The following is an 11,878-nucleotide window of genomic DNA, read 5'->3' on the forward strand; positions in this document are numbered from 1 at the left end:
GTTGATTGTGGATGTCATAGCATTCGCGTCGTCAAGGGGCTCGACGTAGCTCCCATCGTGCTACTGATCCGGAGAAAGATGTCATGCCTCAACTTTCACGTCGCGCCTTCGCTGGCGCCCTGCCTCTCGGCCTCATCGGCGGAAGCCTCCTCGGTGGAGGCCTGCTCGGCGACTCCGCCGCCCGTGCGGCGACGCAGGAAGCTGCCAAGGCGCCTGTTGCGATGAACCCCTTCGCACAGATCCGCATCGGTCGGTTCACCGTGACGGCACTGACGGATGGCTATGCCGATATGCCCTATGACTACTTTCCGGGGCGCTCAGCGCCCGAGGTCGAGAGGGCGGCAAGCGCACAGTTTACCGCCCGGCCGAGTGGGGTTCGGTTCCTCTTCAACCAATATCTCGTCGAGGATGGCGAGCGCCGCATCCTGATCGATGCCGGTGCGGCAGGTTCGATCGGGCAGACCGGACAGTTACCGCAGGCACTCGCCGCGCTCGGTCTGAAGACCGACAAGATCGACGCGGTCATCGTGACGCATATGCACCAAGACCACATGGGTGGGCTGGTTCTGGGAGGTAAGAACAACTACCCCGGAGCCGAGCTTTATATCGATCGTCGCGACATCGCTCACTGGACCGATCCGGCCAAGCGCAGCGGCGCGCCTGAATACCTGCAGACGAGCTTCAGGATGGCGGAGGAGGTGGTGCGGCTATATCCGAGGCTCCAAGCGATCGACGGAGAGCGCGAGATCATGCGGGGCGTTTCGATCGTCGACTTAACCGGCCATACACCCGGCCATATCGGCGTGCGGGTGGAAGATGGCGGGAAGAGCATGATCATGGTTTCGGATATGATTTTTCCGGTCGTGCATCCGGCCGCGACCGATGTGTTCTTCCTGTTTGAGCAGGACCGTGCCGCTGCGAAAGCCATGCGTGATCGCTTCTTTCCGCGTGCCGCGTCGGAAGGCGCACTCATCGCTGCCACGCACATGCCGTTCCCTGGGCTCGGTCGTGTCGTTGCTGATCATGGGGAGATGCGTTGGCAGGTCGCAGACTGGGCCTTGCAGGACTGATGTCTGCTCTCGGTGATCTTAAGGGTATCAATGCCAAGCAGATCCCAACTGCAATCGCGCCGGCGGCCCTATTCGGTGGATCGCCGACCCCGAACTGATCGTCAGAGGCCGGCAAGATAGTGAGCCATGGCAGCGATGTCGTCGGCCGAAAAATTGCGCACCAAGGCCGTCATGCGGGGCACGTTCGGGCGCTTGTTATCGCGAAAGTCGGAGAGGGTTTTGATCAGGTAGTCCAGCTTCTGATTTGCGACGCGCGGAGTGTTGGCGTATCCGACGAAATCCTCCCGGTGGCACGAGGTGCACATCTTCCCGGCGTCGAGCGCTTGGAAGCGGGTAATGCTCGCTGCGTCGGCCGGCTCGCGGTAGGCAGGCCAGGGCAGTGCGGAGAAGTAGGCCGCAAGCGCCTTCATGTCGTCGTCGGAAAGATTCTTCGCGATCCGGCCCATGAGGTCGCCGGTGCGCTCTCCATTGCGATATTCCTGCAAAGCTATCAGCAAAGAGGACTCGTGCTGGCCGGCGATGATCGGCGTGTTCTTAACAGTCGGCAGACCTTTCTTACCGTGACACATCTGGCAAAGCTTGGCCTTGTGGGAGATTGCCGCCGGCGGTGGCGCAGCATTGTTCTGCGCTCCAGCCGGCAGCGGACCGAGGGCCACGAGAGCGGCGATGACGAACGGAGCGAGCGCATTGCTGCAGGGCATGCGAGGCCTCCAGATCGAGGCTTAAGCTGAAGTGTGATGCTGATCTTATCAGGAGATGCAACCATTGGCGAGCGGACCCCGCCGCCTCCATCCGACTATGGCTGCGTTTTTATGAGTTCACGCGAGGTACTTGCCATAGAAGGTCATGGTGTCCGAACCGCCGGAGCCGAATTCCAGCCGATATTTGCCGCCGGTACGGACGTCCATATCGCACGATACGAGCGAAACGCCGGATACCGATTTTGGCACCCACCAGCGTTGGAACAGCTCGGGCTGGCTCCACGCCCTGTAAACCGTGCTCGGCGGCGCATTGAATGTCCGCGTTACGACGAGTTCGCGATCCCCTCTGCGCTCGACTGACGTGCGGTTCTGCGCACGTCTTGCGGACGGTCTCGCCCGCTTCTCTGCGTGAGATCACCGCTTCAACCCTCCTTGCGACGTGCAAGGAGGGTTGAGCTCAAGGCCGGTTAGGCGGTCCGCCGATACCGGTCGCGCTCCTGCGCGATCTGCTCGGGGGCGTATGGATCGAGCGTGTCGTCGAACCGGGTCCAGCCCTGCTCGTTGTAGGCACGCCGACGTTCGATCGGGTCGACCCAGTTTGAGCCTTGCAGAATGGCCTGCGCCTCGGGAGCGCGGGCATCGTCGACCTTGGCCGTGACCAGGCTGCCGCCGCGGCGGACACCTTCGGCATAGAGGTGAGCATCATCTTCCGGGACGCCGGAGTCGGTGAGGGCGCCGATCAGGCCGCCGGCGGCACCGCCAGCGACGGCGCCGGCGACAGCCCCGGCCGCAGTCGCGGCCAGCCAGCCTGCGGCAACCACCGGCCCGACACCGGGGATGGCCATCAGGCCCAGTCCGGTGAGCAGGCCGCCAGCGCCACCGACGGCAGCGCCAATGCCAGCACCCGTCGCGGCATCCTCGCCAACGTAAGAGTCGCGATCGATGCGGCCTGCCTTGTTGGAGACGATACTGATGTCGTTTGACGGAATGCCTGCCGCTTCCAGTTTGCTGACGGCGGAGCGAGCGTCCGAGTAGTCGTCGAAAAGTCCGGTTACAGTTCTCATCATGCTTCTCCTTGGGTTACTTGGCGACGATGTTGCCTTGATAATCGAGGGCAATGGCGACGGCTTTGCCGTCCTTCATGCCGGAGGCCATCCAGATCCCCTTGTCATCGAGCTTGAGATCCTTGACGTCGGTGTAGCCCGCTTCCGCAATGCGATCCTTCGCCTGAGCTTCGGTAAAGCTATTGGCGCCCTCAACGGGCGCAGTCGGATTTTTGCTGTCTGGGGTTGCAACCGCAGGTGTATTTCCATCCTTGGATGGAGCCGGTGTGGTTTGGGCAAAGGCTGCAACGGCGGACGCGCCGAGAATTGCCGCCGCGAAGACGATCTTCTTCATATGTGTTTTCTCCAGTTGCGGATCAGATGAGATCCATGCGGTCAAAACACGCAGGGGAGATCTTTGTTCCCAGAGATTATGCGGTTGATTTTTCTAAATATATGGCAAAGCGGCGCGCTACGGGGTCATTCTTTGCGGCGCCTGGGCAATGTAAGCAGGCAATAACAGAGGGGTAACCGGCGATCCACGGGCGGCTTGAGGAAGCCTCTCGGTGTGAGGCCGATCCTCTAACTCTTAAAGTTGTGTTTCTGTCAATTATCCCAGAGGGTGGCAGCGCGGGGCCGCTCTCCTGCCGGCGCTTCGTGCGGCGACGGATGCGGCCCCGGCAATGTCAGTGACTTCCAGGAATACGGGCGATGACCTTTATCTCGAAGTCGAAGCCGGCGAGCCAGTTGACGCCGAGCGCAGTCCAGTTCGGGTAGGGTGGCTTGCTGAAAATCTCCTGCTTGACGGCCATGATCGTTCCGAACTGGTTTTCGGGGTCGGTGTGGAAGCTGGTGACATCGACAATATCATCCAGCGTGCAGCCGGCGGCACTCAGCGTGGCCTTCAGATTGTCAAAGGCCAGCCGCACTTGCCGTTCGAAATCGGGTTCGGGTGTTCCGTCCGGACGGCTGCCGACCTGTCCGGACACAAACAGCAGATCGCCGGATCGGATCGCGGCGGAATAGCCGTGCTCTTCGTAAAGAGCGTGCCGGTTGGCGGGAAAGATTGCTTCGCGTTGGGTCATTCTGATCTCTCTTCATTGTTGACAACGACCGATGAGCACGAGGGAAAGCTTCACATCTCGCGTCCAATTTGGTATACGGTTCGTATGTGAAATATGCGGTATACCGAGCGCATGTCAAGTCCATATACGCTTCGTATATGAAATGAGGGATGGAATGGTCAGGAAGCGCAGCGAAACGATGCAGGAAAACCGCGTTAAATTGATCGCGGCGGCGCGGAAGGCCTTTGCGGAAAAGGGGTACTCCGCAGCATCCATGGACGAACTGACGGCCGATGTCGGTCTGACACGGGGCGCGCTTTACCACAACTTCCAGGACAAGCGCGGGCTGCTGGCGGCAGTTGTCGATCAGATCGACACGGAGATGGCGGTGCGCGCGCAAGAGATTGGCGCGCGCGCAGGGGCCGATTGGCAGGGCCTGCTCGCCGAGGGCGCGGCCTATATCGAGATGGCGCTTAATCCGGAAGTCCAGCGCATCGTTCTGCTCGACGGACCGGCGGTGTTGGGCGATCCCTCGCAATGGCCGAGCCAGAACAATTGTCTGCAGGTGACCAAGAGCACGGTGGAGCGGCTGATCGCCCAAGGCATCCTGAAGCCGCTCGACCCGGAGGCGGCGGCCCGGTTGCTGAGCGGCGCCGCTCTCAATGCCGCCCTCTGGATCGCCGCCAGCGAAGACCCGCAGAGCGTGCTGCCGAAGGCGGTCGAGGCTTTTCAGGCCATGGCGGCAGGTCTGCTGGTGGAGCGTTTGTGATCTGCGAAGGGCGACGGGTCGGTGCCGATCAACTTTCCAGCTTTGTCGGCAGGCAAAGCCGAAGCAGTGCCAGCGGCAGCTATTGGGGACCCATAGCGCCACTCCGCCGGCGACCGGATGCTACCTGTATGAGACGGCCATGGTACTGTAACCTACCCGTTGCGGTTCCCCCCATGCGCTCCAATTTTGAAATCTTGCTCGACACGCAGGAAGCCTCGCATTCCGCTCTCCGAAGCAATCCGGAGACAGTGAATCACGATCACGGCGGGCCTGGGCGAGCGACGTCTTCAACGGCCTGCCAGGTCCAATTCCGCCCGTAGACTACAGTAACTACGTTGCTCCCGCGTCAAGAAATCCTCGATAGTTAAACACTCGGCAAGCGTCCCTTTTAAGGAGCTCGAACGATGAAATCGACTGCGATGGCATCGACCGCGATCATGGCAATTCTGATCGGCTGTTTCGGCGCAAATGCGCAACAAATCACTGGCACTCCAGGATCGCCCGACGCGACCGTCACGATCGACGGAAAACAAATTCCGCCGCCGCCGGTGCCGTTCGGCGGCGTGATCAAGGAAAGCGCCATGGATTCCAAGCCTTACTGGCCACCGACGGTCGCGCCACCCAAGGGCGCGCCGAACGTGCTGCTGATCATGACCGATGACCAGGGCTATGGCGTATCCGGCACCTTCGGCGGTGTCGTTTCGACCCCGGCTATGGAACGCGTCGCCCAGGCAGGATTGCGCTATACACAGTTCCACTCCACCGCGCTTTGCTCGCCGACGCGGGCGGCTCTCATCACCGGCCGCAATCACCACTCGGTTGGCTACGGGGTGATCGGCGAACTGTCCACTGGTTACCCCGGTTATGACTCCGTCATCGGTCTGGAGAACGCCACGATCGGCGAAATCCTCAAGGAGAACGGTTATGCCACCTCGTGGTTTGGCAAGAACCATAACACGCCTACCTACGTGTACAGCGCGGCCGGCCCTTTTGATCAATGGCCGATTGGCATGGGGTTCCAGTATTTCTACGGGTTCATGGGCGGCGAGACCGACCAATGGACGCCCTACCTTTATCAAAACACGACCCCGATTTTTCCATGGATTGGCAAGCCCGGCTACAACCTCACCACCGACTTGGCGGACGAGGCCATCAAGTACATGAGCAGTCTGAACGCGGCTGCACCCGCCCAGCCGTTCTTGGTCTATTACGTGCCGGGCGGCACCCACTCGCCGCACCAGCCGAAGGCGGAGTGGAGAGACCAATTCAAAGGCAAGTTCGACATGGGCTGGGAAAAGTTGCGCGAGCAAATCTTCGCCAACCAGAAGCGGCTCGGCGTCATCCCGGAAAACACGAAATTGACACCCTGGCCGGATGACCTGCCGAAATGGGAGACGCTTTCCCTAGTGCAGAAGAAACTCTATGCGCGCGAGGCAGAGAACTTTGCCGGCTATGTGGCCTATACGGACCATGAGATTGGCCGGGTCATCCAGGCGGTCGAGGACATGGGCAAGCTCGACAACACGCTGATCATCTACATCAGCGGCGACAACGGCACCAGCGCAGAAGGCACCCTGGAGGGCACGTTTAACCAGATGACCGCCTACAACGGAATTCTGACCCTCCCCGAAGTCGAGCAGATGTTGCATTATGAAGATTGGGGTTCCGACAAGACCTATCCGCACATGTCGGTGGCATGGTCTTGGGCGTTTGATACACCGTTCAAGTGGACCAAGCAGGTGGCGTCGCATTTCGGCGGGACCCGGCAAGGCGTGGCCATTTCCTGGCCGGGCCATGTCAAGGACGTGGGCGGCATTCGAACCCAGTTCCATCATGTGATCGACATTGTTCCGACGATCCTGGAGGCCACGGGCATCAAGGCGCCTGAGGTGGTCAACGGGATCAAGCAGAAGCCGATCGAAGGCATCAGCATGGCTTACACGTTCGACCAAGCGAATGCCAATGCGCCGTCGAAGCGCGACACGCAGTATTTCGAGATGTTCGCCAACCGCGGCATCTACCAGGACGGCTGGTATGCCTGCACGACGCCGGCCGCCGCGCCTTGGCTCATGGGAGCTTCAAAGCTTCCCGACGTCAACGATTACAAGTGGGAGCTCTACAACCTCACCGAGGACTACTCGCAATACGACGACCTCGCGGCCAAGAATCCTGACAAGCTAAAGGCACTGCAGGCGGTCTTCATTGCGGAGGCCGCGAAATACCAGGTCTTGCCATTGGACAACACGGTCATCACACGCGCCATTACCCCGCGACCGAGCGCGGTCGCCGGCCGAACGGAGCTGACCTACTCGGGCGCGAATGCCAACATTCCCGTGGGCAATGCTCCGAGCATTATGAACAAGGACTACACGATAACCGCCGAAGTGACGATCCCCGAAGGCGGCGCGGAAGGTATGATCGCGACCATGGGCGGCCGCTTTGGCGGCTACGGTCTCTACCTGCTCAAAGGCAAGCCAGTCTTCGTTTACAACCTCCTCGATCTGGAGCGCTACCGCTGGGAGGGCGGCGTGGGGGCCGAAGACTGGTTGGGCGGCAGCGCGCTCGAGCCGGGCAAGCACACGGTCGTGTTCGACTTCAAGTATGACGGTCCCGGCCCCGGCAAGGGTGGCACCGGCATCATGACGGTGGATGGCAAGGAGTTTGCTAAAAAGACGATGCCTCACACCATTCCGTTTCTCATGGCCATCGACGAGTCCTTCGACATTGGGAGCGATACCCGCTCGGCGGTGGACGACAGCTACCAGCTGCCGTTCCACTTCACCGGGACGATCGACAAGCTGACCTACAAACTCGGGCCGGATCGGCTGGCGAAATAGGGCGCGCAGGTGGATAGCCGGGCAGATCGAGATGGCGCTCAATCCGGAAGTCCAGCGCATCGTTCTGCTCGACGGACCGGCGGTGTTGGGCGATCCATCGCAATGGTCGAGCCAGAACAATTGTCTGCAGGTGACCAAGAGCACGGTGGAGCGGCTGATCGCCCAAGGCATCCTCAAGCCGCTTGAGCCGGAGGCGGCGGCCCGGTTGCTGAGCGCCGCCGCTCTCAATGCCGCCCTCTGGATCGCCGCCAGCGAAGATCCGCAGATCAAAGAGATTTGAGCGAGGTGCCGGCTCGAGCCGCTACCGACCTTGCTGACTACGCAAAAATCAACTCAGTCTGTGCTCCAATCAGTGTGATGGAGAGACACATGGAAGGCGTCGATCGCTGGATTCCGTATAGTGCAATGACCAATCCAGGTCGTCACGCCAGTGCAATCGCTGTACTTCCGACCGAGGTTGGCGCTCTAATCCAAATCATTCAAGGCGTCTTGGTTCATTCTGATTGGATAACAGAGTACGGCCTTGACGAGACGATTCTGAATTCGACGGCGCGAACGACACTGCCGATCGCGGAGCGCTTGGACGACGTCTTAAGAAGGGATCCACGGCCTCTCAACATCGCGCGGTCGGCCGACAAGCGGTCTGTCGGAACCTGCCGCGACTACGCGCTGATGCTCTGCTCCTTTCTGCGATGCAGAGAAATTCCCGCCCGTGTGCGCTGTGGTTTTGCAGCTTATTTCTCCCATGGATGGGAAGATCACTGGGTATGCGAATACTGGGACTCCAGCGCTGGAGAATGGTGCCTGTGCGATCCCCAAATCGATCAGATGCTGCGGCAGAGGAACCAAATCTCGTTCGCTCCGGCCAATGTTCCACGCCAGTCCTTCATGTCGGCGGGAGAAGCGTGGCTGGAATGCCGGCGAGCGAAAGCAGACCCAGCTTCCTTCGGGCATGGCAACGTTACCGGTCTGTGGTTCGTGAAAATCAACGTGCTGCGCGACCATTATGTCCTGAACGGTCGCGAGACTTCGAGTTGGGACCGTTGGCGGGACGCGCCTCAGCCCAAACGCGCGGTGATCGGCGGTGAATTGGAGTTACTGGACGCCTTAGCCGCAAGCCCGGATCAACCGCTCGTGGAGATTGCACCAGACTGGTAGCTCGGCCAAATCGAGAACCCGTTCGGTCTGCATGACCAAGACTTTTGGGCCTTCTTTGCGGATGACCGCAATTCGCGCGAAGCCGCCGCGCGCGCAATAAGAAATAGGCCGAGCTGGAGAGGTGAAGGCGAGACAGTTTCACGGATGCAAAGAGTCCGGGCGGGGCGCCGCTTTGTCCATCATCGCGCGCAACCTCCAAGCGTCGCTTTCCTTGAGGCCCGTGCCGACTGATCCCACGTAAATCAGGTGGTTACCCCTGCGAGCGGCCAGCAACAGCAATCCACTCCGCGGGCGACCGGATGCTACCTGTATGATACGGTCACGGTACTGTAATCTACCCGTTGCGGTTTCCCCCATGCGCTCCAATTTTGAAATCTTGCTCGACGCGCAGCAAGCCTCGCTGCGAAAGCCCGCCGGCGAAAATGCGTCAATCTCTGAGATCGATGAAAGGGATGTGTCATGAAATGCATGCTCCCCGGAATGATGCTGCTGGCATCGACTATTCTCGGTGGTATTCCTGTCGCTGCAGCCGACGAGACGCCGCCAATCCTCGTTACGCCGGACAAAGTCGATAGCCGTATCGGGATGCTTGAGTTCAAGGACGGCGCTCCAACAGCCGAGACCGTCGACAAGGTTTACGACACGCTGGATTTCACACGGGCTCTGGACGCCTACCTCAACAGCTACGGCGGCGCATCCGCCTATGCAATCCGTAAGGGCTTCATCAGTGCAGGTGCTGAGGACAATTCCGTCATTATCTATTCGGAACTGATGGACTCGAATTCGCTGTTCCTCACGCCGAACGCCGACACCCTCTATTACATGGCAGTCGTCGATCTGACGAAGGGTCCGATGGTGATCGAGCAACCACCGAAGGGGCTCGGCACCATAAACGATATGTGGTTTCAATGGGTCGTCGACATCGGCTTTCCCGGCCCCGACCGCGGCGAAGGCGGAAAATATCTGGTCGTACCGCCAGCCTATGATGGTCCACTTCCCGAGGGTGGTTTTTTTGTAGCGCGGTCGAAGACAAATCGCGTTCTGTATGCGGCGCGGGCCTTTCTGACCGACAACGACCCGAAGCCCACTGCCGAGCTGATCAAGAAATCGCTCAAGATATACCCTTACACCCCAGGAGGCGTTGGCACGAGCATCGCGACCGCGCTCCAGGGCGATGTCAAACTGGAAGTGGGTCCGGCAATTCCGGAGACGAAATTCGTCGAAGCGAGTGGAAAATCGTTCAACACCATCCCGCCGACCGACGACTCGTTCTTCGAGATGATCGACGCCAATATTCAGGACGAACCCGCCACCTCCTACAATCCCGAGCTTGCAGGGCAGTTGGCGGCGATTGGCATTGTGAAGGGTAAGGAATTCAAGCCGGACGACCGCATGAAGAAGATACTGACCGATGCCGCAAAAGTCGGAAACGCGGCAGGGCGTGTGTTGAATTGGCGGCCGAATGAAGCTCTCGGCTGGAGCTACTATCCCGGCTCCTCATGGACGAACATGCTCTGGCAGGGTGGCGCCAACTTCGAGACGCCCCCGCCATTATTTACCAAAGACGGCAAGTTCGAACCGCTTCCGTCGACCGGAGCGCGGACCCTCGATTCGAAGACCGCGTTCTACTATGCCTACACCCTCGACTCTCCAGGCATGATCATGCGCATTCCGCGCGTCGGCTCGCAGTATCTCATCGGATTCCTCGACGCCGACAAGAAAGACCTTGATGGTGCAAAGACCTACAAAGTGACGCTGCCGCCGAACATTCCCGCAGCTGCTTTCTGGTCGTTCACTCTCTACGACAACCAGACCCGGTCGATGCTCCAAACGCCCCAGCGTTATCCGCGTGCTGGCAGCCAGAGCTATCCGACACCCGCCGCATCCGCCGAGGATGACGGCTCCACAATCGTGTATTACGGCCCAAAGAAGCCGGAGGGCGTCAAAGACGGGAACTGGGTTCAGACCATGCCGGGAAAGGGGTACTTCACGATCCTTCGGCTCTACAGTCCGCTTGAGACCTTCTTCACCAAAGAATGGCGGCTGAGCGAGATCGAAGCCGTAAAATAACGGCCGGGGTCGACATTGAAGCGCCGGACTCGGAAAAACCGGCCCGTGCCGGTCTTTCTAAGAACGTGCCGAGCGGCACAGGCTCGATCTGTGGTCGTCGGTTTACCTTTGCCATTGGATGATGATGGGGCGATGGGTCTGCTTTCGGCCCCAACCGGACATGCGAACTCAGTTATTCATCGCGGTTCTCCGCGGCATCATTCAGAGCCGCCCAGTTCCCGGTAGACCATCTTCGCCGCGACCAGGTCAGCCAGCGCCGAACCCACGGCCTTGAAGCAAGTGATCTCGACGGAGTCCCGTCGAACCTGGGCATCGGCGCGCGCAAGTTCAGCCAGCGTCGCCCGGACAGATTTCTCGTCGATTAGACCCGACTTCATAGGCTGGACCAAGTCGCCCGCCTCGTGGAGCGCCTCCTGCGTGTCGACATAGAGCGCTGAAGCGGCGATCGTCGCATCGTCCGCCTCGCGCATCTTCGGCGTGAAGCCGCCGATCAGGTCGACGTGCGTGCCGGGCCGCAACCAATCGCCCTTGATGATCGGCTCCGTCGCCAAGGTGGCCGAGCTGACGATATCGGCCCATGCAATCGCGTCGCGCAGGTCTTCGACGGCCGTAGCTCGGATACCCTTCGCTTCGAGGTCTTGCACCATTCGCCTTGTGGCCTCCAGGTTCATGTCCCAGACTTTCACTTCCTCGATCGGACGCACCGCGCGATAGGCCTCGGGGATCAAGCTCCCCACGCGCCCAGCGCCGATGACGAGGAGCCGTGAGCTGTCCGGACGCGAAAGGTACTTCGCGGCCAGCGCGGAGGTGGCGACGGTGCGGCGTCCCGTGATCGTGTTGCCGTCCATGAGGGCGAGCTGCTCCCCGGTCAGTCCGTCATAGAGGATGTAGGTGGAGACCAGACCGGGCAATCCGCGCGAGGCGTTGCCCGGCACGACGGTGACCAGCTTCACGCCGAGGAACTGGGAGGCCTCGTCCGGATTGGTCCAGGCGGGCATGAGGAGAAGCGTCGCGTCGGGCTCGTCGGTCCGCTTCATCGCGTGGTGATGGCGCTCCGGGAACTGGCATCCGTCGGTGAAGCCCGCGCGCAGAGCGTCGACGAGACCGGGGAACGGCAGGAACTGCGCGGTCCGGGCCGCGTCCAGGATTTTCAGGGTCATGTCGCG

Annotated in this window: 10 protein-coding genes and 2 pseudogenes; 6 read left to right on the forward strand and 6 right to left on the reverse strand. The window is 60.4% G+C overall.

Annotated features, from left to right (window positions below; genetic code table 11):
• The first annotated feature begins 83 nt into the window (after positions 1-83).
• A complete protein-coding gene (locus ACD590_RS04055; RefSeq protein WP_439002200.1) occupies positions 84-1,070 on the forward strand; it encodes an MBL fold metallo-hydrolase in 987 nt (328 codons plus the stop codon).
• Between the two features lie 101 nt (positions 1,071-1,171).
• Here ACD590_RS04055 and ACD590_RS04060 read toward each other — a convergent pair whose 3' ends face one another.
• From ACD590_RS04060 to ACD590_RS04080, 5 genes and pseudogenes are all read right to left on the reverse strand, one after another.
• A complete protein-coding gene (locus tag ACD590_RS04060; protein ID WP_439002201.1) occupies positions 1,172-1,771 on the reverse strand; it encodes a c-type cytochrome in 600 nt (199 codons plus the stop codon).
• 123 nt (positions 1,772-1,894) lie between these two features.
• Positions 1,895-2,152 (reverse strand): annotated as a pseudogene (locus tag ACD590_RS04065) (SRPBCC domain-containing protein); the annotation flags it as partial.
• Between the two features lie 86 nt (positions 2,153-2,238).
• Positions 2,239-2,835, reverse strand: a complete 597-nt coding sequence (locus tag ACD590_RS04070; RefSeq protein WP_439002202.1) for a general stress protein — start codon at positions 2,833-2,835, stop codon at positions 2,239-2,241.
• Positions 2,836-2,851: 16 nt separating this feature from the next.
• Positions 2,852-3,169: a PepSY domain-containing protein gene (locus ACD590_RS04075; protein ID WP_018449574.1), complete on the reverse strand. Its 318-nt coding sequence runs from the start codon at positions 3,167-3,169 to the stop codon at positions 2,852-2,854.
• Between the two features lie 331 nt (positions 3,170-3,500).
• Positions 3,501-3,899: a RidA family protein gene (locus ACD590_RS04080; protein WP_018241042.1), complete on the reverse strand. Its 399-nt coding sequence runs from the start codon at positions 3,897-3,899 to the stop codon at positions 3,501-3,503.
• A gap of 154 nt (positions 3,900-4,053) precedes the next feature.
• Between ACD590_RS04080 and ACD590_RS04085 the strand changes: the two genes are divergently transcribed.
• The 5 genes and pseudogenes from ACD590_RS04085 (at position 4,054) to ACD590_RS04105 (ending at position 10,712) form a co-directional block, all read left to right on the forward strand.
• The gene (locus ACD590_RS04085; protein WP_439002203.1) at positions 4,054-4,647 is read left to right on the forward strand and encodes a TetR/AcrR family transcriptional regulator; all 594 of its coding nucleotides are present in this window, start codon (positions 4,054-4,056) and stop codon (positions 4,645-4,647) included.
• Between the two features lie 404 nt (positions 4,648-5,051).
• The gene (locus ACD590_RS04090; RefSeq protein WP_439002204.1) at positions 5,052-7,484 is read left to right on the forward strand and encodes an arylsulfatase; all 2,433 of its coding nucleotides are present in this window, start codon (positions 5,052-5,054) and stop codon (positions 7,482-7,484) included.
• Positions 7,485-7,500: 16 nt separating this feature from the next.
• A pseudogene (locus tag ACD590_RS04095) lies at positions 7,501-7,749 on the forward strand (TetR/AcrR family transcriptional regulator); the annotation flags it as partial.
• A gap of 104 nt (positions 7,750-7,853) precedes the next feature.
• Positions 7,854-8,642, forward strand: a complete 789-nt coding sequence (locus tag ACD590_RS04100) for a transglutaminase-like domain-containing protein (protein ID WP_166480419.1) — start codon at positions 7,854-7,856, stop codon at positions 8,640-8,642.
• A gap of 459 nt (positions 8,643-9,101) precedes the next feature.
• Complete coding sequence (locus ACD590_RS04105) at positions 9,102-10,712, forward strand: DUF1254 domain-containing protein (protein WP_439002205.1); 1,611 nt, start codon at positions 9,102-9,104, stop codon at positions 10,710-10,712.
• A gap of 197 nt (positions 10,713-10,909) precedes the next feature.
• Here ACD590_RS04105 and ACD590_RS04110 read toward each other — a convergent pair whose 3' ends face one another.
• Positions 10,910-11,872 carry an ornithine cyclodeaminase family protein gene (locus ACD590_RS04110; RefSeq protein WP_113542571.1) on the reverse strand — a complete coding sequence of 321 codons (963 nt, stop codon included), beginning with the start codon at positions 11,870-11,872 and terminating at the stop codon, positions 10,910-10,912.
• Between the last annotated feature and the right edge of the window lie 6 nt (positions 11,873-11,878).

The organism is Rhizobium sp. 862_C5_N1_2 (assembly GCF_051811205.1).
Classification (GTDB): domain Bacteria; phylum Pseudomonadota; class Alphaproteobacteria; order Rhizobiales; family Rhizobiaceae; genus Rhizobium; species Rhizobium leguminosarum.